At 69.2% G+C, this 26853-nt stretch carries 18 protein-coding genes and 1 pseudogene; 9 read left to right on the forward strand and 10 right to left on the reverse strand.

What is annotated here, in order from left to right; translation table 11 throughout:
• Positions 1-228: 228 nt before the first annotated feature.
• The 3 genes from QM638_RS22205 to QM638_RS22215 are packed head-to-tail and all read right to left on the reverse strand — an operon-like array spanning position 229 to position 6122.
• Positions 229-2175: a protein kinase domain-containing protein gene (locus tag QM638_RS22205; RefSeq protein WP_415145714.1), complete on the reverse strand. Its 1947-nt coding sequence runs from the start codon at positions 2173-2175 to the stop codon at positions 229-231.
• A 24-nt stretch (positions 2176-2199) separates the two neighbouring features.
• Positions 2200-3891 carry a murein biosynthesis integral membrane protein MurJ gene (murJ, locus tag QM638_RS22210; protein WP_415145716.1) on the reverse strand — a complete coding sequence of 564 codons (1692 nt, stop codon included), beginning with the start codon at positions 3889-3891 and terminating at the stop codon, positions 2200-2202.
• The gene (locus tag QM638_RS22215) at positions 3888-6122 is read right to left on the reverse strand and encodes a DUF6049 family protein (protein WP_415145718.1); all 2235 of its coding nucleotides are present in this window, start codon (positions 6120-6122) and stop codon (positions 3888-3890) included. The genes murJ and QM638_RS22215 overlap by 4 nt, the downstream gene beginning before the upstream one ends.
• 155 nt (positions 6123-6277) lie before the next feature.
• Here QM638_RS22215 and QM638_RS22220 point away from each other — a divergent pair, with 155 nt between their 5' ends.
• Both QM638_RS22220 and QM638_RS22225 read left to right on the forward strand, forming a co-directional pair.
• Positions 6278-7759, forward strand: a complete 1482-nt coding sequence (locus tag QM638_RS22220) for a CCA tRNA nucleotidyltransferase (protein ID WP_415145719.1) — start codon at positions 6278-6280, stop codon at positions 7757-7759.
• 119 nt (positions 7760-7878) lie between these two features.
• On the forward strand, positions 7879-8358 hold the full coding sequence (locus QM638_RS22225; RefSeq protein ID WP_415145721.1) for an SRPBCC family protein: 480 nt from the start codon (positions 7879-7881) through the stop codon (positions 8356-8358).
• A gap of 126 nt (positions 8359-8484) precedes the next feature.
• Here QM638_RS22225 and QM638_RS22230 read toward each other — a convergent pair whose 3' ends face one another.
• Together QM638_RS22230 and QM638_RS22235 are read right to left on the reverse strand one after the other, a co-directional pair.
• On the reverse strand, positions 8485-9567 hold the full coding sequence (locus QM638_RS22230) for an inositol-3-phosphate synthase (protein ID WP_415145723.1): 1083 nt from the start codon (positions 9565-9567) through the stop codon (positions 8485-8487).
• Positions 9567-10196, reverse strand: a complete 630-nt coding sequence (locus tag QM638_RS22235) for a PadR family transcriptional regulator (RefSeq protein WP_415145725.1) — start codon at positions 10194-10196, stop codon at positions 9567-9569. Before QM638_RS22235 ends, QM638_RS22230 begins: the two co-directional genes overlap by 1 nt.
• Before the next feature lie 183 nt (positions 10197-10379).
• Between QM638_RS22235 and QM638_RS22240 the strand changes: the two genes are divergently transcribed.
• Together QM638_RS22240 and QM638_RS22245 are read left to right on the forward strand one after the other, a co-directional pair.
• Entirely contained in the window at positions 10380-12713 is a 2334-nt protein-coding gene (locus tag QM638_RS22240) for a transglycosylase domain-containing protein (RefSeq protein ID WP_415145727.1), read from the forward strand.
• Entirely contained in the window at positions 12706-14172 is a 1467-nt protein-coding gene (locus tag QM638_RS22245; protein WP_415145729.1) for a glycosyltransferase family 87 protein, read from the forward strand. The genes QM638_RS22240 and QM638_RS22245 overlap by 8 nt, the downstream gene beginning before the upstream one ends.
• Positions 14173-14210: 38 nt before the next feature.
• Here QM638_RS22245 and QM638_RS22250 read toward each other — a convergent pair whose 3' ends face one another.
• Together QM638_RS22250 and QM638_RS22255 are read right to left on the reverse strand one after the other, a co-directional pair.
• Complete coding sequence (locus tag QM638_RS22250) at positions 14211-15245, reverse strand: alanine racemase (protein ID WP_415145731.1); 1035 nt, start codon at positions 15243-15245, stop codon at positions 14211-14213.
• Positions 15245-16381 (reverse strand): lipid II:glycine glycyltransferase FemX, encoded by a 1137-nt coding sequence (locus QM638_RS22255; protein ID WP_415145861.1) that lies wholly within the window; start codon positions 16379-16381, stop codon positions 15245-15247. Before QM638_RS22255 ends, QM638_RS22250 begins: the two co-directional genes overlap by 1 nt.
• A 186-nt stretch (positions 16382-16567) precedes the next feature.
• Here QM638_RS22255 and QM638_RS22260 point away from each other — a divergent pair, with 186 nt between their 5' ends.
• From QM638_RS22260 to QM638_RS22275, 4 genes are all read left to right on the forward strand, one after another.
• On the forward strand, positions 16568-17182 hold the full coding sequence (locus QM638_RS22260) for an RNA polymerase sigma factor (protein WP_415145733.1): 615 nt from the start codon (positions 16568-16570) through the stop codon (positions 17180-17182).
• A 49-nt stretch (positions 17183-17231) separates the two neighbouring features.
• A complete protein-coding gene (locus QM638_RS22265) occupies positions 17232-17738 on the forward strand; it encodes a hypothetical protein (RefSeq protein ID WP_415145735.1) in 507 nt (168 codons plus the stop codon).
• A gap of 10 nt (positions 17739-17748) precedes the next feature.
• The gene (locus tag QM638_RS22270; RefSeq protein ID WP_415145737.1) at positions 17749-19425 is read left to right on the forward strand and encodes a S8/S53 family peptidase; all 1677 of its coding nucleotides are present in this window, start codon (positions 17749-17751) and stop codon (positions 19423-19425) included.
• A 1544-nt stretch (positions 19426-20969) separates the two neighbouring features.
• Positions 20970-21887: a CHAT domain-containing protein gene (locus QM638_RS22275; protein WP_415145739.1), complete on the forward strand. Its 918-nt coding sequence runs from the start codon at positions 20970-20972 to the stop codon at positions 21885-21887.
• 427 nt (positions 21888-22314) lie between these two features.
• Here the strand turns inward: QM638_RS22275 and QM638_RS22280 are convergent, their stop codons facing one another.
• Complete coding sequence (locus QM638_RS22280; protein ID WP_415145741.1) at positions 22315-22752, reverse strand: transposase family protein; 438 nt, start codon at positions 22750-22752, stop codon at positions 22315-22317.
• Between the two features lie 137 nt (positions 22753-22889).
• Positions 22890-23501 (reverse strand): DUF5317 family protein, encoded by a 612-nt coding sequence (locus tag QM638_RS22285; RefSeq protein ID WP_415145743.1) that lies wholly within the window; start codon positions 23499-23501, stop codon positions 22890-22892.
• A 354-nt stretch (positions 23502-23855) separates the two neighbouring features.
• Between QM638_RS22285 and QM638_RS22290 the strand changes: the two are divergent.
• A pseudogene (locus QM638_RS22290) lies at positions 23856-25221 on the forward strand (IS1380 family transposase).
• A 611-nt stretch (positions 25222-25832) separates the two neighbouring features.
• Here QM638_RS22290 and QM638_RS22295 read toward each other — a convergent pair.
• The gene (locus QM638_RS22295) at positions 25833-26843 is read right to left on the reverse strand and encodes an LLM class flavin-dependent oxidoreductase (RefSeq protein WP_415145744.1); all 1011 of its coding nucleotides are present in this window, start codon (positions 26841-26843) and stop codon (positions 25833-25835) included.
• Between the last annotated feature and the right edge of the window lie 10 nt (positions 26844-26853).

Raw genomic sequence — 26853 nt, forward strand, 5'->3', positions numbered from 1 at the left:
GACAACCCCGCCCGACCCGCATACACCCCCGCGGTATAACCCGACGGACCAGAACCCACCACAACCACCTCACGCGGCGACTCAGCAGAAGAAGCAGCAACCATCGAGAATCCCTTTCAACAATGACCTCAACAAACACCCACACGATCGAGTACCCGACATGCGCGGCACCATCGTTGCGGACACCGTGCTAACGGATGGTGGCGGTGGAGGATTCCCGGCCCGGGATCAGCCGGCCGAGGTGCCCAGGAACGTCACCTCGGCGACCTCGCCGCGGTAGCCGCCGCTGACCGCGGGGAGCGAGGTCAGCCAGACGGTGACGTAGCGGCCGGTGGCACCGCTGAGCGAGATCGAGCCGGTGATCTTCAGGGTGCCGCTCCCGGCCGCCTTCCCCGAGGGCGGCGTGGTCTCGCCCGGTGCCGTGTCGGAGACGTAGATCCGCACCGTGGTGGGCGTGCCGATGAAGCGCAGCCGGATCGTGCTCAGGTCGTAGGTGCCGTGCAGGTCGTAGACCAGGCCGACGCCCGTCTTGAGGCCGCTCGGGCCGAGCTGCTGCAGATAGACCTGGGTGCGCCAGGCGGTGGTGGCGTTGCCGTCGAGGGTGAGCGAGACGAGATCCGGGTACTCCTCGGGCGGGTCGCCGTACGGGTCGTAGTCGGTGCCGGTGACACCCTTGATCACGCTGGGCTTCGGGGTCGCGGTGGCCGATGGCGACGCGGATGCCTTGTCCTGTCCGAACGGCGTCTTGCCGCGGCTCAGGTTGTAGCCGAGGGCGGCACAGACCAGCAGTACGCCGATCAGCCCGATGATCATGGCGGCCCGCAGCCAGCGGCGTCCGGGCACGCCGTCCTCGTCGTCCGGCTCGGGGAGGATCACCGGCGGGCGGGGGGTCACCGGACGCTGGGCATGGACGTTCGTCGCCGCGGCCGCTCCGGTCTGATCGACCGGGGTCGGTCGGGTGGGTGGCTCGGTCTCTCCCCGGGCCGGACCGGGCTGCCGGCCCACCGGCTCGGGGGCCACCGACTCGCGTGGTTGGCGCGGCTCGTCGGCGAACAACGGCTTCGGTGTCGGCGGCTCGAACGGAGGCGGTGGCGGAGCGGGGTCGGCCCGGGGCTTGCTCCAGTCGTCGTCGAAGACCGGCAGCCCCGGCTCGGTGGCGTCCGGATCGGGGTGCTCGTCGGCCACCGGCTCCGGCGCCTCGTCGGGCTCAGCCGACCGCTCGGTGGGCTGCTCAGCCGGCTGCTCGGTGGGCACCTGGAGGGTCGGCTCCTCGCCGGCCGGTTCGAGGGACTGGGTCGCCGGCGGGGCCGCCTGGGCCGAGGACGCCGGGTCCGTGGTCCGGTTCAGCACGATGCCGTCCGGCGGGGTGAGCGCGTCCAGGTCCGACTCCGAGCCCGGCTCGGTCGGGGTCACCTCCGCGTACTCGCCGACGTACGCCGCCAGCACCGCGTGTTGCTGGGCGGCCGAGGCCGGCTCGCCGGCACCCCGGCGCAGCACCTCGGTGCACAGGTCGTCGAGCACCCGGGGGACGCCGGCGACCACCTGGCGTGGCCGCAGCAGTCGGCCGTGGTTGGTCGGCGCGGCCGGCACCCGGGAGGGCGAGCGGCCGGCCCACTTCCCGGTCAGCGCGGCGTAGAGCAACGCGGCGGCGTCCACGCAGTCGGTCTCGATGTCCGCCATCGGGTGGGGCTGCAGGCCGTAGAGCGCCGCCTCGACGGCGAACCCGATGATCCGGACGGCACCCAGGTCGTCGATCAGGATGTTCTCCGGGCTCAGCCGGCCGTGCGCGTGTCCGCGTCGGTGTGCGGCGCTCAGGGTGTCGGTGACCTCGCTGAGGATCCAGGCGGCCTGCCGCGGCGTACGGGGTCCTTCGGCGGCCAGCAGGTTGTCCAGCGAGATGCCGCTGCCCCATTCGTTGACCACGTAGGCGATCGCGTCGGTGGTGGCGGCGTCGAGCACCCGCAGCAGTCGCGGGTCGTTGACCGTCGCGGAGGCGCGGGCGGCGGCCAACAGGCGCGGGGCACGCTCGTCGTGGACGTCGAGCACGTGAATCGCCACCGGGCGCCCCAGGATGCGGTCGTCGGCCCGCCAGAAACGTCCGTCGCGCGCCTCGCTGAGCAGGTCCACCAAGTGGTACCTGCCGGCCAGAACATCACCGGCGCGGGTCGACTCCATGGCCCCAGTCTCCCAGGAGGTTCCTCATCGGCCCACTCTCCGATCGGTCTGACCACCGCGGCCGAGGCGGCGTCCGATCTGCGCGACCATCTGGTTCAGCTCGGTGATGCGCATCGCCTTGGCGCCGAGCAGCACCATGCACCCGGAGACCCCACCGACCGCAGCGATCTCGGCGACGGTGACCACCAGCCCCGGTGCCCGGTCGTAGGTGAGCAGTGCCTGGTCGACCAGCCAGGCCGCCAGGGTGGCGACGGCGGTGACCAGCAGCATCCGGATCAGGAACCGCAGCAGTCGGGTCTCGTCCAGGTCCCGCACCTGACCGCGGAGCACGACGAAGGAGACGACCGCGCCGACCAGGTAGGAGAGGCCGTAGGCGGCGGCCAGGGCGGGCGCGGTGTGCTCGGGATCGACCAGCCTGACCAGTACCAGCGCGGCCACCACGTTGGTGGCGCCGACGGCACACTGGATGAAGAAGACGGTCCGGTTCTGCTCGATGGCGTAGAAGCCGCGGAGCATGAAGTAGTGCACGGTGAAGAAGACCATCCCGGGGGCGAACACGGCCAGCGTCGGGGCGTAGGAGTGGTACTGATCCGCCGAGGCGCCGTACCCGAACAACAGCCGGGCCACGTGGTTGGCGAGCACCGGCAGCAGCGCGGCGGCCGGGATCACCAGCGACAGGGCCGAGCGCAGGTTGCGGGACAGGCCGCGACCCATGCCGGCCCGGTCGCCGCCGGCGGCGTGCCGGGTCAGCAGCGGCAGCAGCGCGGTCGCCAGCGAGACGGTCACAATCGAGTGCGGGACCTGGGTGACCAGGAACGAGTTCGCATAGATCGTGTAGCCGGTGCCCTCGGCGGCGGCGCCACCCGAGGCGAGCCGGGTCACGACCGTGTAGGCGATCTGGTTGACCACCACGAAGAGCACCGTCCATCCACCCAGCCGCAGGGTGTGACCCAGGCCGGTGCCGCGGAAGTCGAACCGTGGCGAGACCCGCACCCCGGCGGCCCGCAGCGGCGGGAGCAGCAGCAGGAACTGGGCGGCGATGCCGAGCGTCGAACCGAGGCCGAGCAGCAGCACCTCCGCGTCGGAGTAGCCGCCGACCGGGCTGGCACCGAAGAGCGCCAGGTAGACGGCCAGGGTCAGGATCGAGACGACGTTGTTGGCGATCGGTGCCCACATCATCGGGCCGAACCGGCCGCGGGCGTTGAGCACCTGCCCGACCAGCACGAACATCCCGTAGAAGAACACCTGGGGCAGGCACAGCCGGGCGAACGCGATGGCCGCGGTTCGCTGTGCGTCGTGGTCGGGTTGGTACCACGAGGAGTCCAGATAGATCCGCATGACCAGCGGCGCCGCCAGCACCAGCAGCACCGTCACCGCACCCAGGAAGCAGAACGCCAGGGTGATGATCCGATCGGTGTAGGCCTTGCCGTGGTCGGCATCGTGCTGGTAGGCGCGCACCAGCTGCGGCACGAGGACGGCGTTGAAGACGCCTCCGGCCAGCAGGATGTAGAGCATGTTGGGGATCGTGTTGGCCAGGTTGAACGCGTCCGCGTGGGTGCCGACCGAGCCGATCGCGGCGACCAGCAGCGCGGATCGGATGAACCCGCTGGCCCGGGAGACGATGGTTCCGGCAGCCATCACCGCGCTCGCGCCGAGGACGCTGCTGTCCTCGGCGCGCTGGGCGCCGGTGGTGGCACGACGCGCGGCCGCCGTCACGCCGCCTCCTGCGGAGTGGAGGCCTCGGCGCCCGGCGCCTGATCGGACGGCCGGTCCGGGCCGGCCCCGCTCGGCTCATCCGGGCCCGAGGAGGGAGGCGTGCCGCGGGCCGCGCGGATGCGGCGCACCAGCCGCACCGCGATGGCGGCGAACAGCAGGGCCAGACCGGCACCGATGAACCACCAGATGATGGTGCTCACCTGGGTCGTCTTGATCGACACCTCGGTGAATCCGCCCAGTGTCTTGCCCGCGGAGTCGGTGAGCTCCAGGCGGACCGCATGCACGCCGTTGGTGGTCGAGGTGGCCTGGAGCAGCTGGGTGCTGCTGCCGTTGGCCGGCACCGTCACCTCCGCCGGCACGGTGATCCTGATGCCCGAGTCGGAGATCGCCCGGAGCCGGACCGAGACCGCCTGGTCGAGCCCGTTGCGCACGGTGATCGAGAAGCTGCCCGAGTTGCTGGACAGCAGCACCGCGGAGGCGCTGCTCACCCGGACGCCGCCGAGCAGATTCTCGATCGCCTCGATCGAACGGACCACCGGATACTCCTCGCCGGGCCGGGCGGCGTACGAGACCGAGGTGAGCGCCTCGTCCTGCACCTCGGCGGCGACCCGGTCGTTGTGGGTCAACACCCGCTGCAGGGTCCGACCGGTGCTCATCAGCCGGCTCGCCTCGGCGACCACGCCGGTGGAGAGCTGGGCGTCCTTCTGGGCTTCCGGGTAGACCAGCCGTCTGGCTCGGACGGTCGTCGCTGCGGCGGAGCCGACGGCGTTGGACACCGAGGTGAGCCTGGCCCAGGGGCTGTCGTCGATGGTGGTGAACGCGGCGAGCGCGTCGGTGGAGGGCGACCAGTCGTCGGGCAGCATCAAGATGGTGGGCGTCCCGGTGCCGTGCCGCAGCGCCGTCACGGCGATCAGTCGTTGTCGCAGCGCGGTGGCCGTGTACCGGTTGCCGGGGGCAGGCCCACCCTTGGCGGCGTCGGCCGAGGTGGTGATCAGGTCGTGCCGGTCATAGCGCGCGACCACCGGCGCGGTGCCCCGGATCATGGCGTCGCTGACCACCGTCAACGGGCGATCGCTGAGCGTCCTGATGGCAGTGGCGTCCAGGTAGCCGGAGGCGGGTGAGACCGCCGAGGTGGCCTTGATGTGGAGGGCACGCAGCACCGCCCGGCCGCGGGCGCGGGCGATCCGGTAGAGGCTCGCATCGGTGGTGGCCACGGTGGACAGGTCCGGGTCGCCGTACGGCAGGGCGAGCACCTCGTGCCCGGCCATCGCGCCGTTGAGCCGCTGCAGCCAGTGCTTGGCGGCGGCGGTCGCCGCCCGGGTGCGCCTGCGCTCCGCGGAGGTCATCGGATTCTCCATGCCGGCGCTCGCCGAGGCATCGGGTGCGGACGGCGAGGACCGGGGACCGCTGGGCGAGGTCGAGGCCGACGGCGTACCGACCCCGGTGCCGTCGCTGCCGTCGGTGGCATCGATGTTGCGCGGTGGGTTGCCCATCGCCAAGCGCCGTACGGCGTCGAGCACCGCCGGGTCGACCAACCAGGTCACGCCGCGGTTGGTGGCGCCGAACGAGAGCAGCCGGCCGAGCCGGCCGTCGTCGCCCAGATCGGTGGTCCACACCCGCTGCCGCGCGATCCGGCCGTCGGGGGAGTAGCGGACCCGGTGCCGCAGTGGCAGCACCACCGCGACCTTGTCGCGCTGCTGGCCCTTGGTGGTGGAGACGAGCGGCAGGAAGGTCCGCGCTCGGCCGTCGGCGCGCGCCATCTGACCGGCGGGCGTCGGCCCCAGCGCGTGTACGCCGAACCAGTAGACCCCCGTCCCGGAGGTGTACTTGCGCAGGTAGGCCCGGGGGATGGTGAACGACCAGCCGACCGTCTCGCCGGGGTCGACGGAGTCGATGGTGGCGTAGTGACCCTGGAGGATCTTCCGGGTGCCGACGTAGGCGTCCTCGTCGGTGTCGGCGGCCTGGTTCAGCTCGGTCTCGGAGGTGATCGGATGGTCGCCGAGGAACGGATAGACGTGGACGTTCGTCCAGGTGTCGGAGTCGCGATCGGTGACGGTGCCGGAGACGGTGATCGGACCGGAGCCGTTCAGGCTGACCGTGTCGATGGTGTCGATGGTGACCGCGAGCGGACTCTCGGTGCTCTCGGCCGCCGCGGCCGGCCCGACCGGCAGCACGACACCGACCAGCGCGCTCGTCAGTATCACCGTCAGCACGAGCGTCAGCACCGCCACCGCGGCAGGCGCAAACGGCCGGCGGGCGGATCCGGCCGGCGGCCGGGGGCCGGTGGGTGGAGGTCCCGCTGTCGTCGACGTCGACGACAGCGGGGGGCTAGGCATGGCGTCGAGGATATCGGCCGGACGCGGATGCCCTCGTAAACTATGCCGCCGTGTCCGAGACCACGCTGCCCCCGATCCCGATCGCCGACGTCCAGCGTTCGGTGACCGCGGAGCTGGATCGGCTCGCTCCGGTCATCGAGCCGCTGGCCGAGCTCTTCGCCGCGGAGGGTCACGAGCTCGCCCTGGTCGGTGGCCCGGTTCGCGACGCGATGCTCGGTCGTGCCCAGCACGACCTGGACTTCACCACCTCGGCCCGGCCGGAGGCCACCGAGCGGATCCTCAAGCGCTGGGTCGGCTCGGAGCGGCGCGGCGCGACCTGGGACATGGGCCGCGCCTTCGGCACCATCGGCTGCCGCAAGGGGGAGTGGCAGGTGGAGGTGACGACGTACCGATCGGAGGTCTACGACCCCGACTCGCGCAAGCCGGAGGTCGACTTCGGTGACACCCTCGCCGGGGACCTGGGTCGCCGCGACTTCACCGTCAACGCGATGGCGGTCCGGCTGGCCGGCCCCCACGGCGTCGAGCGCAGCGTGGTGGACCTGTACGGCGGAGTGGTCGATCTGGCCACCCGCACCCTGCGCACCCCTGGCCGCCCGGAGGACTCCTTCGGCGACGACCCGCTGCGGATGATGCGGGCGGCCCGGTTCGCTGCGCAGCTCGGCTTCACCCCGGCCGAGGACGTGGTGGCGGCCATGACCGAGATGGCGGACCGGATCGAGATCATCTCCGCCGAACGGGTCCGCGACGAGCTGACCAAGCTGATCTGTGCGCCGTACCCCCGGCTCGGGCTGACCCTGCTGGTCGACACCGGCCTGGCGGACCGGGTGTTGCCCGAGCTGCCCGCGCTGCGGCTCGAGCGCGACGAGCATCACCGACACAAGGACGTCTACGAGCACTCGCTGACCGTGCTGGAGCAGGCGATCGAGCAGGAGGACCGGCTGCCCGGAGGCGGTCCGGACTTCATCTCCCGCTTCGCGGCGCTGATGCACGACGTGGGCAAGCCGCGGACGCGTCGCTTCCTCGAGGACGGCACCGTCACCTTCCACCATCACGACGTGGTCGGCGCCAAGCTGGTGCGCAAGCGGATGAAGGCGCTGCGTTTCTCCGGGGAGGAGACCGACGCGGTCGCCAGGCTGGTCGAGCTGCATCTCCGGTTCCACGGCTACGGCACCGGCGAGTGGACCGACTCCGCGGTCCGGCGCTACGTCCGCGATGCCGGCGACCAGCTCGAACGGCTGCACATCCTCACCCGGGCCGACTGCACCACCCGGAACAGGCGGAAGGCGGAGCGGCTCGCCCGGACCTACGACGCGCTCGAGGCGCGGATCGAACGGCTGGCCGGCGAGGAGGAGCTCGCCGCGATGCGACCCGCCCTCGACGGCAACCAGATCATGTCGATCCTCGGGCTCGCTCCGGGTCGCGAGGTGGGCGAGGCCTACCGGTACCTGCTCGAGATGCGGATCGACGAGGGCCCGCTCTCCGAGGAGGAGGCGACCGCCCGGCTCAGGGTGTGGTGGGACGCCCGGGCCTGATCGCCGAGTCGGCGCTTGTTGTACGCGCTCAGGCGGCGAGTCGGCGCTTGATGGACCAGTTCGCGCCGACTCGGCGGGAAGGTGCACCCCTCCGATCTACTGGCCGGTAGGTTGGTCTCATGAGCGCTCCCGAACTTGAAGCACGCATCACCATCGACGCCTCCGCCGCCCAGCTGTGGTCGATGATCACCGACGTCTCCCGGATGGCGTCCTGGAGTCCGCAGGTGGTGCGGACGCACGTCTTCGGCCGGCCGGTCCGACTCGGCACCCGCTTCGTCAACCTCAACCGTCACGGGCTGAAGCGCTGGCCGACCACGGCGAAGGTGGTCCGGTTCGCGCCGCACTCGGACTTCGCCTTCCGGGTGGTGGAGAACCGCACCGTGTGGTCCTTCCAGCTCGCCGAGTCGGCGGACCGGCCCGGGACCACCGTCGTCACCCACCGTCGTGAGGTGCCCGACGGCACCTCTCTGCTCTCGCGCGGCCTGATCAAGGCGCTGCTGGGTGGCCAGGAGCGGTTCGTCGCCGAGCTGGAGGCCGGGATGAACACGACGCTGCGGCGGCTCAAGGCCGAGGCGGAGACGGTGGCCGAGGCCGCGTAGCCGGACCCGACCGGGACGGACCGGCCGGAGTGGCGCCGGCCGGCGTACGGCGAGAATGCGAACCGCCCCGCCCGGCCGAGGCCGAGCGGGGCGGTTGTCCTCTGAGAACGGGTTCTCAGAGGAAGATCACTCGCCGGAGATGAACTTCTCCAACAGCACGCGACCCTCGGTGTCCTCGATCTGGACCGGCGGCGACTTCATCAGGTACGCCGAGGCCGGGATGATCGGGCCGCCGATGCCGCGGTCCTTGGCGATCTTGGCGGCGCGGACGGCGTCGATGATGATGCCGGCCGAGTTCGGCGAGTCCCAGACCTCGAGCTTGTACTCCAGGTTCAGCGGGACGTCACCGAAGGCGCGACCCTCGAGGCGGACGTAGGCCCACTTGCGGTCGTCGAGCCACTGCACGTAGTCGGACGGACCGATGTGGACGTTCTTGTCCTCGACCTTGCCGGACAGCGGACCGGTCAGGTTCGAGGTGACCGCCTGGGTCTTGGAGACCTTCTTGGACTCCAGCCGGTCACGCTCGAGCATGTTCTTGAAGTCCATGTTGCCGCCGACGTTGAGCTGGTAGGTCCGGTCGAGCACGACGCCCCGGTCCTCGAACAGCTTCGACATCACGCGGTGGGTGATGGTCGCGCCGACCTGCGACTTGATGTCGTCACCGACGATCGGGACGCCGGCGTCGGTGAACTTCTTCGCCCACTCGGGGTCGGAGGCGATGAAGACCGGGAGCGCGTTGACGAAGGCCACGCCCGCGTCGATGGCGCACTGGGCGTAGAACTTGTCGGCCTCCTCCGAGCCCACCGGCAGGTAGGAGACGAGCACGTCGACCTCGGCGTCCTGGAGCGCCTTGACCACGTCGACCGGCTCGGCGGCGGACTCCTCGATGGTCAGCCGGTAGTACTTGCCGAGCCCGTCGAGGGTGTGGCCACGCTGGACCTCGATGCCCAGCGTGGGGACGTCGCAGATCTTGATGGTGTTGTTCTCCGAGGCGTTGATGGCCTCGGAGAGGTCCTTGCCGACCTTCTTGTCGTCGACATCGAACGCCGCCACGAACTGCACGTCGGAGACGTGGTAGTCACCGAACTTGACGTGCATCAGGCCGGGAACGGTGCCCGACGGGTCGGCGTCCTTGTAGTACTCGACACCCTGCACCAGGGAGCTGGCACAGTTGCCGACCCCCACGATTGCTACTCGTACCGAACCCATCAGGGCTCCTTCCTTTCTGCGGTTCCCGAGGCCATCTGGTGGCTCTGCGGATCCTGTATCGGGTCGCCGGCGGCCACCTCGCTGTCGGCCGAGGCCGGGTTGCGCTCGGCATCGATGAGCGACGAGAGCCATCGCACCTCACGCTCGACGGACTCCACGCCGTGCCGCTGTAGCTCACGTGCGTAGGAGTCCACCTCCTTCTGAGTCATCGCCAACTGCTGCTGAACTCTGTCGAGCCGCTCCTGGAGGCGGCTGCGACGTCCCTCCAGGACGCGCAGCCGGATCTCCATGTCGGTCCGACCGAAGAAGGCGAACCTGATGTCGAAGTTGTCGTCCTCCCAGGCGACCGGGCCGACATCGGACATGAGCTGCTCGAACTCGCGGTGTCCGGCCTCGGTCAGCTGGTAGACGATCCGCTGGCGGCGGCTGATCGCGGGAGCCACGGTGCTCTCCTCGATCAGCCGGGCGCGCAGCATCTTCTTCAGCGCGGGGTAGAGCGACCCGTAGGAGAGGACGCGACCCCAGCCGAGCATCAGGTTGAGCCGCTTGCGCAGCTCGTAGCCGTGCATGGGGCCCTCGTGCAGCAGTCCGAGGACTGCCAGCTCGATGGTCTCCGCGCGACGTGCCATGCAATACATCGTAGCGATATATCCGGCTGTTGCGAATCCCCGGGATGTCATTTCACCATGTCGCACCGCGCGGTTGGGTCGCCGTCGACGGCGAGAGGGCCGGTTTCAGGTTGGATGCGTACCCTGTGGTCCGGCCGTCGTACGGCGGCCGGGCAAATGTCGGCGGATTCGTCTGGAGACTTCGTGAGTGAGTACCCCTCGAGCGGCAAGCGACGGGCAAGCACCGGCGCGGCCGACTCCTCGACGAGGTCGGCGGCGTCTCGCGGTGGTTCCGGTCGTGGCGGCTCGAAGCGGAAGCTGACCGGCAAGCAGTGGTTCTGGCGGATCACCCGCTGGCTGCTGGCGACCGGGCTGGTCCTGGTCCTGATCCTGGTCGGGCTGGCGATCTACCTCTACAAGACGATCGACATCCCCAGTCCCAACGCCGCCTTCCAGACCCAGACGACGCACATCTACTACGCCGACGGCACCCACGAGGTCGGCCAGTTCGCCGACCAGAACCGGGACTCGATCGACTACGACGAGATGCCGCAGAGCATCAAGGACGCCGTCGTCGCGGCCGAGGACCGGACGTTCTGGACCAACAGCGGCATCGACCTCAAGGGCATCATCCGGGCCGCCTTCTCCAACGCGGCCGGCAACTCCACCCAGGGTGCGTCCACGATCACCCAGCAGTACGTCAAGATCCTCTACCTGAACCAGGAGCGCTCCTACAAGCGCAAGGTGAAGGAGGCCATCTTGTCGCTGAAGATCCGGCGCACGATGAGCAAGCAGGACATCCTCGAGGGATACCTCAACACCATCTACTTCGGGCGCGGAGCGTACGGCATCGAGGCCGCCGCCGAGGCCTACTTCGAAGAGCACGCCGCCGACCTCACCGTGCGCCAGTCGGCGGTGCTCGCCTCGGTGCTCAACGACCCCTACGGCCTGGACCCGGCCAACGGCAAGGACGCCCGGAAGTCGTTGCTGGAGCGCTATCGCTACGTGCTGGACGGCATGGCCTCGATGGGCAAGATCACCGAGCAGAAGGCGACCAAGGCCGAGCGCCACCTGCCGGCGTTCCCCAAGATCGAGAGCTCGGACAAGCTCGGCGGCCAGCGGGGGCATGCGCTCACCCTGGTGAAGAACGAGCTGGAGCAGATCGGCTTCACCCCCGAGGAGATCGAGGGCGGTGGCCTACGCGTCACCACCACCCTGACGAGGGGAGCGATGAACGCCGCCAAGCAGGGCGTGATGGAGGCCCGTCCGGACGGGTTCAGCGACAAGAAGCTGCACATCGGGGTGGCGATGGTCGCGCCCGGCAGCGGCGCCCTGCGCGGCTTCTACGGTGGGCAGAACTACCTGGAGTCGCAGACCAACTGGGCCGCCTCGCGGGGCATGGTCGGCTCCACCATGAAGCCGTTCACCCTCGCCGCGGGTCTCAAGGCCGGCTATTCGCTCAAGGACACCTTCGACGGCAACAGCCCCAAGACGTTCGGCGACATCGAGGTGCACAACGAGGGCGAGCAGTCCGGCGACTACGACGGTCACAGCTATGGCCAGGTGAGTGCGCTGTACGCCATGGAGGAGTCGATCAACACGGCGTACGTCGACATGTCGAGCTCGCTGCCGGACGGGTCGGAGGACGTCTACGACATGGCCCGCGCCGCCGGCATCCCGCCGGCCAAGGCGAACAAGAAGTACCCCGGCATCCCGTCCACCTCCGGTGCCGACTTCAACGCCGACAACTTCCTGCTCACCCTGGGCAACTCGACGGTCAGCCCGATCAACCTCGCCAACGCCTACGCGACCATCGACAACGGCGGTCTGCGGGCCGACGTACACGTGGTGGACAAGGTCACCGACGCCTCCGGGAAGGTGCTCTACCAGGCCACCAACGCCACCACCCGGGTGATGTCGCAGGACATCGCCGACGACGTCTCCTACGCCCTGCAGGAGACGGTCAGCCACGGCACCGGCACGGCGGCGCTGGCGCTCGACAAGCCGGCCGCCGGCAAGACGGGTACGGCGACCAAGGAGGACAGTGACGGCGGCTCCTACGTCTCCTCGTCGTGGTTCGTCGGCTACACGCCGCAGCTGGTGACGGCGGTGATGTACGTCAGGGGTGACGGCAACGACCAGCTCGACGGGTGGCTGCCGTCCTACTTCGGCGCCACCTATCCGGCCGAGACCTGGACCGACGTGATGAAGCGGGCTACCGACGGCTGGGAGGTGGAGGACTTCCCCGAGCCGGCCTGGGTCGACGGCGACGCCCCGAGCTCCGGTCACGACCCGACCCCGTCGTACACCCCGCAGGCGACGCCGACCAGCCGGCCGACCCAGCGCAACACGGCGACGTCGCACCCCACGCACACCTCGACCCCGACGCACCAGAGCACCCCGACGCCGACGCCGACGAAGACCTCCGAGCCGACCAAGACCTCCGAGCCCTCCGCGACCGCCACGACGACGACGCAGCCCTCCGCGACGGCGAGCGGGGTGACCGGCCGGGTCGAGAAGGGCGGCGGCGGTGGCTGAGCCCCGACAGGTCGAGGCGGCCGACGCCGACCAGCCGATCGTGGCGCCCGCGCTGGAGGACCCGGTCGTCCTCGGCGTCTCCGAGTCGATCGGCGGCCCGCTCGGCCGGCACGCCCACGGGACCCGGCGCTGGTTCACCGTGGCCGGGATCCTGCTGCTGCTGACCTCGCTGACCTTCGCGGTCGGGATGACCTCGAAGAAGGCCTGCTACGACGTCACCTGGAGCGACGGGACCACCCAGTACTCCTACCTGTGCTACTCCGACCTGCCGTTCCTCTACACCGCGCGCGGGTTCTCGGAGCTGAAGTGGCCCTACAGCGACAACGCCGAGGTGCGGGCGCGCTACACCCAGGTGATGGAGTATCCGGTCGGGATCTCCTACTACGCCTGGACGGCGGCCCAGGTGACCCACGTGCTGGCCGGCTCACCCGACCTCGCCGAGCGGGCGGCGGTCTCGGTGGACGACCTGTGGAACGTGCACGGGATGAAGCACGAGATCCGGCTGTTCGTGGTGGTCAACGTGATCGGGTTCGCGATCGCCGCCCTGCTGGCGACCTGGATGCTGGCCGGCACCAACCGGCGCAGACCCTGGGACGCGGCGGCGTTCGCGCTCTCCCCGATGCTTGCCGTCACCGGGATGATCAACTGGGACCTGCTCGCGGTGGTGTTCGTGGCCGGCGCGATGTGGTCCTGGGCCCGCGGCCGGCCGTTGCTCACCGGCGTCTTCGTCGGGCTGGGCACCGCTACCAAGCTCTACCCGCTGTTCCTGCTCGGCGGGCTGCTGGTGATCTGCTGGCGGGAGCGACGCTGGCGCGACTTCGTCGGCAGCGGACTCGCCGCGGCACTCGCCTGGGTGCTGGTGAACCTGCCGGCGTACGCCACCGGGGCCGCGGAGTGGAAGGTGTTCTGGACCTTCAACGCCGAGCGCGGGCCGGATCTGGGGTCGCTGTGGCTGGTGGTGCAGCAGGCCGCCGACGTGAGCATCTCCGCGCACACCGTCAACATCTGGTCGTGGCTCCTCTTCGGTGCCTGGTGCGCCGGGGTGCTGGCGCTCGGGATGCGGGCGCCGACCACGCCTCAGCTGGCGCAGCTCGGCTTCCTGATCGTCGCCGGGTTCCTGATCGTCAACAAGGTCTACTCACCGCAGTACGTGCTGTGGTTGCTGCCGTTGGCGGTGCTGGCCCGGCCGCGCTGGCGCGACCAGATCGTCTGGCAGGCCGGTGAGCTGCTCTACTTCTGTTGCGTGTGGTGGTACCTCGGTGGTGAGCTCACTGCCGGTGGCGGCGACGACGTGCCGTTCTACTGGTTCGCCGTCGTCCTGCGGGTCGCCGCCGAGCTCTACCTGGTCGGGCTGGTGGTGCGCGACGTGCTGCAGCCTGGGCAGTTTCACCGGTTCACCGGTGAAACTGGAACTTCCTGCGCGATGCAACCCTCGAGAAGTGGCAGAACCACCGGTTAACCGGTGAAACTGCCCCGACCTCAGGACCCACAGACGCCTCAGTCGATGAGGATCTCGTCGAACGTGGTGGTGGTGAACCGCACGCGTACGTCGAGCCGATCCCCGACCTGGGGCACCCGGGTGCCTCGGGGGAGAAGCAGCAGCGAGGACTGCATGTGCGGTGGCTCGGCGAAGAGCAGCTGCTGGCCCTGCCACAGGTACGGCGAGCGGACCAGTCCGGCGGCGTCGAGACCGCCCTTGGCCAGGGTGGACACTCGGGTGCGCAGGGCGGTGTGTCCGGACGGCGCGGTCAGGCCGAGGCCGTGCGCCGTGCCGCCCGCGGCGACCACCAGGTGGCCGTCGCGCAGCGCACGTCGGCCGCGATAGCCGAACACCTGTCCGCGACGCAGCGGATGCACGTCCTCCACCGTCGCGCCGACCCGCAGCGCGTCCCGCGCGCCGAGCCAGAGCGCGGTGCCGATCCGCGGCCGGATCCTCAGGTCGGCGTACGAGCCGGCGAGCCGGGCCAGCTCGGCAGAGCTGAGGTGCGAGATCCAGACCGTGTCCGCCCCGGCGCCGACGACGTCCGCCATCAGCGACCGGGTCTCGGCGAGGTTGGCACCGGTCATCGGCAGGTGCAGGGTGACGCCCTCGAACCTGGCCCGCGCCCGGGCCAGGTCGGCGGCCCGCCAGAGCTCGGCCGGCTCCATCCCGTGGCGCCGCATCGAGGTCATCCGTTCCAACACCACCCGCGCACCGGGCTGCCGCTCCAGCAGCGCCGGCAGGTCCTCGCCGCGGCTGACGGTGTGGATCACCCGGCCTCGCAGGCCGGGATCGAGCTCGGGGACGAACGGGCGCCAGGGGCTGAGCACGGTGATCGCGCCCGGGAAGCGGGTGGCCACCTCGGGCAGCTCGGCGTACGTGCCGACCGCGAGCGTGTCGGTGCCCAGCCACTGCGCGCGGCGAGCCAGCCGGCCCAGGGTGAACCCGTAGCCGTTGCCCTTGGCGACCGGGACAAGTCCGGGACTGGTCTCGGCGACGGCGCGCAGGTGGTCGCGCCAGGCGTCGCCGTCGACGGTGAGCGTGAGGGGCATCAGCCGCGCCTGCTCATGTAGAGGTCGAAGGCGGAGTAGAGCAGCCGGTGGAGCGGCAGGTCCCATTCGCCGGCGTAGGCCACCGCCCGGCCGCCGGTGCCGACCTTGAAGCCGATGAGCCCGACGTGGGGGTCATCGGCCAGCAGGGTGGGGGTGATGCCGCGCAGGTCGTAGACCGACGCGCCGGCCGCCAACGCGTCCAGGATCATCGCCCACTGCAGCGCGTTGGAGCCGCGGACCTCTCGCTTCTCGGTGGAGGAGGCGCCGTAGGAGTACCAGGCGTGTGCACCGACCCGGACCATGATCGTGGCCGCGACCAGGGTGCCGTCGTGGTGGGCGCTGAAGAGCTTGATCCGCTCCGGGTCCTCCCCGCCGAGGGCGTCGAACATGGTGCGGAAGTAGCCCCGGGGCCGCGGGGTGAAGTGATCGCGCTCGGCCGTGTGCAGGTAGAGCTCGTGGAACGCGGTCAGGGCGTCGTCGGTGACCGGACCGGCCAGGACGCCGACCTCGACCCCTTCCTTGGCGGCCTTCTTGATGTTGCGCCGCCAGAGCTGGTTCATGCCGCGGAGGACCTCGTCGGGCGTCTTCTGCCGCCCGTCGGGATGGGTCAGTGGGATCTCGAAGGTGTACTGCGGCTGTCCGGCACCGAACCCGTCCTCGGGCGACTGCGGCCGCCAGCCGAGCGCGCGCAACTGGCTCACCACCCGCGCCCCGAGCGCGGGTCGCTCGGTCGGGGGGAGGTCGGTGAGGCGGCGTACCGCGTCGTCGGCGATGCCCGCCTTGACCTGGGTCGCGTCCCAGACCGCGGTGGCCACCGGGGGACCGATCCGCACTCCGAAGGCGCCGTTCTTCTTCAGGTACGCCGTCAACGGGGCCAGCCAGTCGGCGATCTCGCCCGACCAGTCGATCACCGGCCCCTCGGGCAGATAGGCGAGGGTGGCCCGCCGCAGCCTCGGCACCGGCCGATGCAGCACCAGGCCCACGCCGGCCAGGGCGTCGTCGTCGAAGAAGCCGAGCGACTCCGCGCGCCATTCGGTCTTCACCCGGGCCCAGGCCGGGGTCTGCAGGAAGCTCGCCGATTCTCGACCGGCGATGAAGGCGAGGTGTTCCTCGGACGAGATCGGGCGGACGCGCAACACCTGCCGAAGGCTACCGGCCTGCGCGAAGTACTCCCCAAGACGCACCGGCGGTGGGAGTCTAGTCTCACGCGGCACCGAGGAGCACCAGGCTCTCGGGCGGGTGCCACGGGATGTATCACGCGACCGCGAGCGGACTCCTCGGTTGTCGTGAGCGTGATGACGAGACTGTCGGTGGGGAGACAGATGACGACAACCGCCACATCCGGTTCGACGACACCGGAGGAGGATCCGGAGGCCCCCGGCGCACTCTGGGCACAGGCGACGGCGGCCTTCGACCGCTGGATGGACGCCGACCCCGAGGCGCTGAACGATCTCGTCGCCGTCATGACGCCGGTGTTGTGGCACGTGGTGCGTGCCTACGGGCTCAGTCGGGAGCGCACCGAGGACGTCATCCAGCAGACCTGGCTGGCGCTGGTGCGCAGCAGTACGTCCATCCTGGACAGCACCGCGGTCGGTGGCTGGCTCACCGTCACCGCACGCCGCGAGGCCTGGCGCACCGCCAAGCGGGGGCAGCGCGACGAGCCGGTCGAGGAGATCGACCTCGATCTGCACGTCCCGTCGCAACGCTCGGCGGAGAGTGAGGCACTCGAGCACGATCGCGACGAGCGACTGTGGCGGGCGGTGTCCACCCTGCCCGAGCGCTGTCAGCGGCTGCTGCGGGTGGTCGCCTTCGAGAATCGTCCGGACTACGCCGCGCTGGCGGCGGACCTCCAGATGCCCGTTGGCAGCATCGGCCCGACCCGCGGCCGCTGCCTGGCGAAGCTGCGGGTGGCCCTGATCGAGGCAGGAGAGGCCTGATGAACCATGCGAATGCTCCCTTCGCTGCGCTTCGAACGGGGGTCCCGCGATGAGTGAGATGAGTCGCGAAGGACTGCTACGGGTCGTCCGGCGGGCGTACGCCGAGCACGACCCGGTGCCCGAGGGCCTGATCGAGCGAATGCAGACGGCAGCGGCGAGTGAGGCGCTCAGCGGGCTGGACTTCGAGCTGATGCTGTTGGTGGAGTCCTCCGAGAACCCGGGTGACGCGCTCGCCGGCACCCGCAGTGTGCGGCGGCCGGAGACCGACGAGGTCGGTGCCTCGGCGTACACGTTGCGCTTCGTGCACGGAGAGGTGGATGTGCTGGTGCGGATCGCACCCGACCAGCACGACACCTCCCGGATCGACGGCTGGGTCGTCCCGCCCGAGCCGCTGACGGTGCGGGCGGTGCGTGACGGCGGCGGCACCACCGGTGTGGTGCTCGGCGACACCGGCCGGTTCGAGCTCACCGACCTCGCGCCCGGCCTGGTTCGGCTGCGGTTCGAGCCCCACGACGGCTCTCGGGTGCCGTTCCTCACCCCCACCTTCGAGATCTGAGGAGCACATCGTGTCGGAGAATGACCAGGTCGAGACCGGCTGGTGTCGGGAGAGCCGTCGGCATCGGGATTGGGAGCAGCCCGAGCGTGGCTGGCGGGTGCTGAACCCGAACCAGGCGGTGATCCCCGGCATCACGGCGTTGCCGACCTCGTATATCGGGACCCATCTGACCGTCGCACGCAGCGATCGCCACCCGAAACGGCACGAGCGGGTCATCGACGTGCTCGAGCGCGCAGGCAAGGAGCTTGACTGGCAGGTGACGCCCAGGCCGGAGACCGAACGGACGGCTTCGCTGCCGAACGGAATCATCGTCGTTGACATCACCGCGGACCCGGGGCAGCCGGAACCGGACGCGTGGCGGTTGTTGCAGAAGGCACGAGCAATCTCTAGGGACACCGACGAGGAGGGCAGCGCCGACTATGCACCGGTGGAGGGGGCGTTCCTCAACCATCTGATCTCACCGGTATCCCCGCGCGGCTTCGAACCCAACACGCTGCACGAGCCGAATACGCTGCACGAGCCCAACACCCTCCATGAGCCCAACACCGTGGTCGGAACCAGCTCGGTTGCGGTTGCGAGCTACCTGAGCCAAGGAAGTGGTGGGCGCCAGCCGATCGCGTACACCGGTCCTTCTCCGCATCGGCTCTCCGACGAAGAGTTCAGTCGGCGCTACCGACGTCGGCGCCCTGTTGTCGCCATGCTCGACACCGGCTGTTGGACCAAGCATCCTTGGTTCCGTCGAATGATCAGTGGCGTCAAGCAGCGGCCGGTGGTCGACACCGATGTGAAGGTCCGCACCAAGACCAAGAAGGGGTGGCGGAACCTTCCGATCGGAGACCCGAACATCACTGAATCGGACTGGGAGGCGGCCGGCGGCTCCGAGCGGCCATTGGACGGGACCCTCAACGACATCGCGGGGCATGGGACCTTCGTCGCGGGACTTATCCACCAGGCCTGCCCGGACGCGGAGATCCTCTCGTGGCGGGTCGTTCCCGCTGATGGCGAGATGGAGGAGGCCGAGTTGCTGATCGCACTCTGTCAGGTTGTCGAGCTTGTCCGACAGAACCATGAAGACCCCAGTAAGGGCCACGCCATCGACGTTCTCAGTCTCTCGCTCAGCTATTACCACGAGACGCCGAACGTGACAGAACTGATCGACGATGCGTTGCGGGATCTCTTGCGCGAACTCGGAAGGCTGGGCGTCACGATCGTCTGCTCTGCAGGCAATGACGCGACCACGCGGCCGGCGTTTCCGGCGGCCTTTGGGCCGTGGCGGCACAACAAACGTTATCCGGCAGACCGAGAGATCGCGCCGGTCGTGTCGGTTGGCGCGAAGAATCCGGACGGGAAGATCGACGCGCTGTTCAGCAACATCGGACCCTGGGTACGGCACTACGAGGTGGGCGCTGTGCTGATGAGCAGCTTCCCGAAGGTCCAAGGCGGCTACGAGCCGATCGCCCGGACTTGGTTCCGCGACGGTGGTAAGCTCCGCGAACGGTCTTCGATGGACCCCGACGACTTCCGCAGTGGCTTCGCCGTCTGGAGCGGTACGTCTTTCAGCGCACCGATCACGGCTGGCAAGATCGCCGCAGAGCTGCTCGAGATCGAGCCGGGCCCGGGCCCGATCGAACCGAGCCCGCAGACCGCATGGGCCGCGGTGGGGATGGTCACCAACCTCAAGCCCTGACGCAGACGGGCGATGCCGGCAGCCGTCATCATGGGGGCATGCCGTCTCGCGAACAACTGCATCGACGAGGTGTCGCTGCCAGCGCTCGCGGGCGGCACGCGGAAGCGCGACAGCTTCTTGAGCGCGCACGAGCAGGACTTGAACCCGGAGACCTCCTCGCTAGGATCGATGCGAGTCTGGCCTATATCTGGCAGGAGACAGGCGCCACCGACGGAATCGCGCTGTGCCGGAGTGCGCTCGACTATCCCGGCCTGACTGAGGCCACGAGGGGAACGCTGTACAGCCAGATCGGTCTGCTCGGGATGCTGCGGGGAAATCGGGATGAAGCGCTCGAGGCGTTCGGTGAGGCGATTCGGCTTCTGCGTCGTGACCCACGACTGCTCGGCCGCGCTCATCTCAATCGCGGCAGTGTCTATACCCAGCGCGACCTGGCGGGCCCGGCCTCAGCTGACTTTGAACGTGCCGCGGCGTATTTCACCGAGGCGCATGATGCCTTCGCAGCAGCGAAGGCCAAGCACAACCTGGGTTGCTCTCTCCTTCTCGCCGGCGACGTCGTGGGCGCGATTCGCGCCATGGATGAGGCCAAGACGGTGCTCTCCGCGAGTGGGCCCGCGCTGCGGGCTGCAGCCGCCAGCGACCGGGCTGAAGCGCTGATGGCGGCTGGACTGATGCAGGAGGCTCGGTCGTCGCTACGTCAGGCGTCGGCAGCTTACGTGCGCCGCCGGCTCTACCAACGTCGCGGGGAGGCGGAACTGACCCTTGCTCGGACCTTCGCCCTTGATGATCCAGCTGAGTCCTTGGCGGCGGCGCGTCGGGCGAGAGCTCAGTTCGTGCGGAGCAATGCTCCTATTTGGCAGTTGCGAGCTGAAGGCCTCATGCATGCCGCTGCAGTCGAGGCCGGACGGTGTGGGCCTAGCCTCGTTGCATGGGGTGATCGGTTGGCCACCGACTTCGACCTTGCTGGTCTGACCTCTGCAGCTCTCACCGCCCGGTTGAACTCGGCACGTGTGCTCGTTCGAAGAGGAGATCGGGGGGAAGCGCGGGCCCGCCTCGCAGTGGTCCGCACTCGTTCAACCACCCCGCTGGCCACCCGACTGCTGGTCGCCGACGTTCGAGCTGATCTGTCTGCATCGTTGGGTCGTCGGACCGAGGCGTTGCGCCAGCTGCGTCGGGCGCTTGCGGAACTGCACGGGTGGCAGAGCTCCTTCGGCAGTCTCGATCTGCAGACGTCGGTGGTTGGCAGCGGAGTCCGGCTCGCCCGGCGCGGCCTCGTACTGGCCGTCGATTCACGCTCTGACCGGGTGCTGTTTGAGTGGTCCGAGCGGGCCCGGATGATGGCCAGCCGGGTGCAACCGGTGCGGGCCCCCACTGACCCCCAATTGGCGGCTGCGCTCGCCGAGCTCCGAGGTAGCCCGACGATGGTGCGGGAGGCCGAGCTACGCCGGCAGGTCCGAGAGCAGGCCTGGCGGAAGCAAGGTTCCGGACAGGTCGCGGACCCGGTTCCACTCGTGGAGCTCCAAGCTCGGCTTGGGCCCGATGCACTGGTGGCCTATGTGGTCGTCTCCGATCGGGTCGTAGCGCTGGTCGTCACGGCGGGTCGGACGGCACGGTTCGAGCTCGGGGACCGTACAACGCTCGACGGCCTCCTCGGCGGGCTGATGGCCGACCTCGACGTGGCGGCCACCGAGCTGCCCGGGCCGATGGGCAGAGCGGTCCGGGGCGACCTAGTCGCGCGGCTCGGCCGGATCGCGGAGCTGCTGGTGGCACCGCTGCTCGGCGAGCTCGGCGACCGCGGCATCGTGCTCACGCCGTCCGGCGTGCTCGCTGGCGTGCCGTGGACGCTGCTGCCCGGGCTGAGCGGTCGCCCGGTGACGGTGGCCCAGAGCGCGACCTCGTGGCTGGCCCGGACCACCGGCCCGCTGCGGACCTCCTCGGCCGGCCTGGTCGCCGGCCCGCGGGTGGCCCGGGGGAGCTACGAGGTCACCGCGGCCGCCAAGGAGTGGTCGACCGCGACGACGCTCACCGGCCGCGGCGCCACCGCGGCGGCGGTCTCGACGCTGGCCGCCGGCGTCGACGTACTCCACGTCGCGGCTCATGGCCGGCACTCCGCGGAGAACCCGCTGTTCTCCGGCCTGCAGCTCGCCGACGGACCGTGGTTCGGCTACGACATCGACCAGCTCGCGGCCGTGCCCGACGTCGTCCTCCTCTCCGCGTGCGAGGTCGGCCGCTCCACGGTCCGCTGGGGCGAGGAGCTCATCGGCATGACCGCGGCCTGGCTGCACGCCGGTGCTCGCTGCGTCATCGCCTCGCCCGCGGCGGTCGCCGACGAGGCGGCGTACGACGCCTTCGTCCGTCTCCACCGCGACCTGGCCACCGGCATACCACCCGCCGAGGCGCTCGCCGCTGCGGTGCCTGCGCCACGAGCCGATGCGCCGCCGGCGCCGTTCGTCTGCTTTGCATGACGGTGGCCGGGCCGGTGTCTGTCCTACATGATCCAACGCGAGATTTCGAAGGGAGTATCGATCGCGTTAACGCCGAGAAATGAAATTGAACTGCCATGAGATCGATGAGCATGATTTAGAAGTCACCATCCCAGTCGGTAGAACTCAAGCCGTGTGATGATGCGGATGACGTCGGGGATTTCGGCGAGTCGTCCGCGGTATCGGGTGGCGAAAGATTTTCCAGTTCTTCAGGTTGGGCGATGGCGCGTTCTACTGCCGAGCGGATGGAGGGGATGTGGGCGTCGACCTCGCGGCGGTTGTCCCTGAGTTGGCCTCGGCGGGGTCGCTTGGTCTGGGTGATCGCGGCGGTGCCGAGGCAGGCCGGGTCGGCGATCCAGTAGGGGCCCTCCAGTGTTTGTTCCAGCCGGTCTCGGTGATGGCCCAGCGGTCATGACGACGGCCAGCCACCGGCTCGGAGACCGCGAGAAGGTCCCCGTCGAGGGTGGCCGTGACCTGGACCGAGAGCCCCATGGCGGTGCAGTTTCCCGGAGTAGCTCTCGGTGAATGCAGGCGCGAAGCGCCTGGCCGGGACGTCGGTGCCGTCCGGAAGGACAATGCGTCCGTCGGCCAGGTCGGCAAGTTCGCCGGGGGCGCGCAGACAGATCGCCTCCTCGATGATCGGCAACAGGTGGCGGTAGATCCGCCAGACCGTGGGTTGGCTGGTGCCGTGCAGGTCGGCGATCATGTACTGGGTCATGTTCTGGCGCAGGAGGGTCAGCACCATGACCACCTGCCGGTACAGACCCAGCCCAGGCTCACGGCCCGTCGCTGGGCGCGGACCAACCACCGCTGCCACGCGGGACAACCAGTTCGGTGATCTGCTCACAGGAAAGTCCTGTCGTAGCGGGGTAACGCATCGGCCTTATTCGTCAGAAAATAGAGGTGTGGTAATCCTATTCTCAAAAACAAGGCCGGTGTTCTATTAGACACGCACCCCGGAACAGGGTTCTGAGTCATGCTCCTTCATTCCTGATTCTCATTGAAGGATCCATCTGAAGAATTGTGCAGAAAATTTCCAGTGATTCTTGATTCGCAAAGCGACCTCTGATCGAAAAGTCCAACAATTAACAAAAATAGACCAGCAAACAAAGCTAAATCACCGACACTGAGAACTTTTTCAAGATATGGCACCGGAATGAAATCTGAGACCGGGAGCCATAACGGTGAGACTTCGTTCAGGTGGACGTAGCCAGGAATAGTTCCGTAAGCTTCAGGGCCAGAATAACCGGCTGTGACAGCTGACTGGGGTCTGTAAACCATTGCGCCCAGGACCACGATCGGCAGTCCGTTAAGAGCAGTACCTAGTGGGATTAGCGTGACTGCCAACCGCCCCGCAGTGCTTCCGGCGAGTTGTCGGTTGGACCAGCAGAACCAACAAGCGATGAAAACGATTGTGACGGCGTAGACGCGTCGCTCAACGGTGAGCGGCACGTTCTGTGGCCACCATCCTTCCTGTTGGACCAACTGAAGTAGAGCTGCGATCGCGACCAGCGGTTTACGGCGAAGACCAGATATCGAGTTAGCCATCCCGGGGCGAACTAGGAAGAACACAGCAGCCAATGCCGGAATTACCATCAAGACAATCATCCGTGGCCCAGGCACAGCGACAGCGTAGTTGAACGATGCCGTGTGGGCCAGTGGCTATCTCGAGCAACGCCGCGATTGGTTTGGGCCTAGCTCATGGGCTGGGATCTCTCGGCCTCTCCCACAGATGCGAGCATGGTCGCAGCGGCGATGCCGCGGCGTGCCTGGTCACCCGTCGATGCAGGCTTGATGCGCGATGCTCTCTTTTTCTTGCTTGTACTGAGCCCTGATCCACCGATGTCGCTGGGCGGCGTGAGTGTGGCGTAGAACGAGAATACCCTCCTGAGCAGGGAGGATCTGGATTGCGACGTCCGATCCGAACCACTCAAGAGGGGCACCTCGTAAGTGAAACCTTCTCACACGATCCGGCCTGTCTTCGATGACCCGAATCTGGTGTCGGCAGCCGGTCTGGTCCCCGCCCTGCGGTTGGCTGGGTCGGCCGGGTTCTATGACCTGCTTGGCGGGCTGACGGTGTCCTCGCCCAACGCGGCTGCGAAGTCCGCGTCGGTGGTCGGCGGGATGCTCACCGGTGCCGACTCCATCGATGACCTCGACCTGCTGCGTCACGCCGGGATGGGCCGCCTGTTCGGCGGCGTGCGGGCGCCCTCGACGCTGGGCACGTTCCTGCGCGCCTTCACCCACGGGCACGTGCAGCAACTCGACAAGATCAGCGCGGGACTGCTGGCCGGACTCGCCCACCGAGTACCGCAGTTGCTGAGCGGCGCGGACGGGATCGCGTTCGTCGATGTCGACGACACCGTGCGTGGGGTCCACGGCTACGCCAAGCAGGGTGCTGCGTTCGGCTACACCGGCCAGCGCGGCCTGAACTTGCAGTTGGCGACGATCTCGACCCCGACCGCGGCGCCGGTGATCGCCCGCGCCCGGCTCCGCAAGGGCAACACCGCCTCGGCCACCGGCGTGGGGAGGTTGTTTGGCCTAAGCGATCAAGACGGCCCGCACAGCGGGCGTCACCGGCCAGGTCCTGGCCCGTGCTGACTCGGCCTACTACGGCCACGCGTTCGTTGGCACCGCGCTGCGTCACCAGACCTGGTTCAGCGTGACCGAGCGGATAACACCGACCGTGACCGCGGCGATCGCAGGCATCCACGCCACCGCCTGGAAGTCGATCGTGTACCCCAACGCGGTCTACGACGAGGACGAGCAGCGGTGGGTCTCCGACGCTGAGGTCGCCGAGGTTCGGTTCGTCGCGTTCACCGCTCGCCACAAGCACGAGCACGTGCCGTGTCGCCTGGTCGTGCGCCGCGTCAAGCGACTGCAACCGTTGGCCGGTGACGGCGCCGAGCACGGGAGCTGTTCGCCGCCTACCGCCACCGCGCGTTCATCACCAACAGCACCCTGGGCACGGTCGAGGCTGATCAGCGTCACCGCGATTACGCTCTGGTCGAGCAGGTCATCGCCGAGCTCAAGGACGGCCCGCTCGCCCATCTGCCCAGCGGGAAGTACGCGCGAACGCTGCGTGGGTCGCGCACGCGGTGATCGCATTCAACATCGCCCGCGCGACCGCGGTTGCCGCTGCGATGCGCACCGCCAGGTGGGCCACCCTGCGCACGCGGATCATCAACGTCCCGCCCGGATCGCAACCACCGGCCGACGACTCGTCCTGCACCTACCAGCGCGCTGGCCCTGGATGCCGGGCTGGGAACTGCTGTGGTCCACCGCGACCGGGCCACCAGTCGCAGCCACCCCCTGACCACCCAGCCCGAACAGGCGCGATCAAGGACCGACGTGGAAGAGCCGGCCACACCGGCGGCCCCGCCACGCCCTCAGCATCCACACCGCCAACCGCACCCCGAATCAGCATCCGAATTCACTGCCGGTGGATCAGGGCTGAGACCAAGCCGTCTGCCTATGTAGGGCGATGCGCCGTCGACCGAGGTGGCCAGCCGCGGGCGCTCGGTACGCCGTTCGTCTGCTTCAGCTGAGCTCGTCCGGTCCACGCCTTCTCGCGGCCAATGGGTCCGTCCGCGTCCCGGGACTTTTCTCGGCTCGGGACGTATCAGTGCCCGACTCGCCGTCTCTTGGGTGGTGAGCGAGAACGAGACGCGCCGGCCCGGCCTGGCGGCCGGTGCGTCATCTCGCCACTTCTGGGGGGACAGACGGCGCGGGTGGGGCTTCCTGAGGGGGCCGGCCCCACCCGAGCCTTCCCCCTCGGACCTTCCGGGGTGCGGTGCTTCGGTCGCCGGGTGGGAACCGGCGGGAAGTTTCACCGGTTCACCGGTGAAACTGGAACTTCTCGCGGGTTGCAACACGCAGGAAGCGGCAGAACAACCGGTTCACCGGTGAAACTGCCCGCCCGGAGGATCAGGCCAGCAGCGGGCGCAACGCCCCAGCGAGATCGGTCAGGATCTGCGCGTAGTCGTCGTGGCCGAAGGTGAACGGCAGCGCAAAGGCCACCTCGTCGACCGCGGCGAAGCCGGCGTGATCCGCCAGCCGCTCGGCCAGCTCGGCCGAGGGGCCGACCAGGTCCGGTGCGAAGAGCAGCCCGGCGGGCCCCTGCGGCCTCCGGGTGCGGTCCATCCGCGCGGCGGCGTAGGCGGCGTACCGCTCGGCCTGCCCGGCGGTGGCCGAGTCGGTCGGGATGACCACCAGACCCTGGGAGACGCGAGCCTGCTCCCCGTCCGGGTGTCGGGCACGGAAGGCGTCGATGTGGCGGCGCTGGATGGTGGCGAAGTCGTCGCCGGAGCCCTCCGCCTTGACCACGCTGGAGGTCAGCAGGTTCAGCCCGCGGCTGCCGGCCCACTCCGCGGAGCTCAGCGACCCGGCGCCGTACCAGATCCGTCGACGCAGTCCGGGTGAGTGCGGCTGGATGGTGCGGGCGAAGGTCTCGATGCCGACGGTGCCCTCGAGGTCGGAGACCGGCGCGCCGTCGAGGTAGTCCAGCAGCCGGTCCAGCCTCGGGTAGGAGAGCTCCTCCCCGTCGGCGGTGCCGGGATAGAGGGCGTCCTTGAAGTGGTCGTAGTTCATCGGCGGGCCGACCGAGAAGCCCGGATTGATCCGGCCGCCGGAGAGTACGTCGAGGGTGCCGAGGTCCTCGGCGAGCCGGAACGGGTTCTCCGCGCCGAGCGGTGTCACGGCGGTGCCGAGCTCGATGGTGGAGGTGCGCTGGGTCGCCGCCGCCATCACCGCGATCGGCGAGGAGATGCCGTACTGCAGGTGGCGGTGCCGCAGCCACGCCGAGTCGAACCCGAGACGCTCGCCGAGCTCGATCAGCCGTAGCGTCTCCTCGTGTCCACCGGCGGGCTCGGCCGGATCGAAGAGTCCGATGGTGAGGAAGCCGAGCCGGCGCAGCGGCCGCGAGGAGGACGTGCCCACGTGCGCGAGT

The sequence above is a fragment of the Nocardioides sp. genome (assembly GCF_047606145.1).
Classification (GTDB): Bacteria; Actinomycetota; Actinomycetes; order Propionibacteriales; family Nocardioidaceae; genus Nocardioides.

Excerpts from the sequence above, each read along its gene's own strand:
- QM638_RS22205 (WP_415145714.1), bottom strand. The coding sequence starts at position 2,175 with ATGGAGTCGACCCGCGCCGGTGATGTTCTGGCCGGCAGGTACCACTTG.
- QM638_RS22225 (WP_415145721.1), top strand. The coding sequence starts at position 7,879 with ATGAGCGCTCCCGAACTTGAAGCACGCATCACCATCGACGCCTCCGCC.
- QM638_RS22230 (WP_415145723.1), bottom strand. The coding sequence starts at position 9,567 with ATGGGTTCGGTACGAGTAGCAATCGTGGGGGTCGGCAACTGTGCCAGC.
- QM638_RS22235 (WP_415145725.1), bottom strand. The coding sequence starts at position 10,196 with ATGGCACGTCGCGCGGAGACCATCGAGCTGGCAGTCCTCGGACTGCTG.
- QM638_RS22250 (WP_415145731.1), bottom strand. The coding sequence starts at position 15,245 with ATGCCCCTCACGCTCACCGTCGACGGCGACGCCTGGCGCGACCACCTG.
- QM638_RS22260 (WP_415145733.1), top strand. The coding sequence starts at position 16,568 with ATGACGACAACCGCCACATCCGGTTCGACGACACCGGAGGAGGATCCG.
- QM638_RS22265 (WP_415145735.1), top strand. The coding sequence starts at position 17,232 with ATGAGTGAGATGAGTCGCGAAGGACTGCTACGGGTCGTCCGGCGGGCG.
- QM638_RS22285 (WP_415145743.1), bottom strand. The coding sequence starts at position 23,501 with ATGGTAATTCCGGCATTGGCTGCTGTGTTCTTCCTAGTTCGCCCCGGG.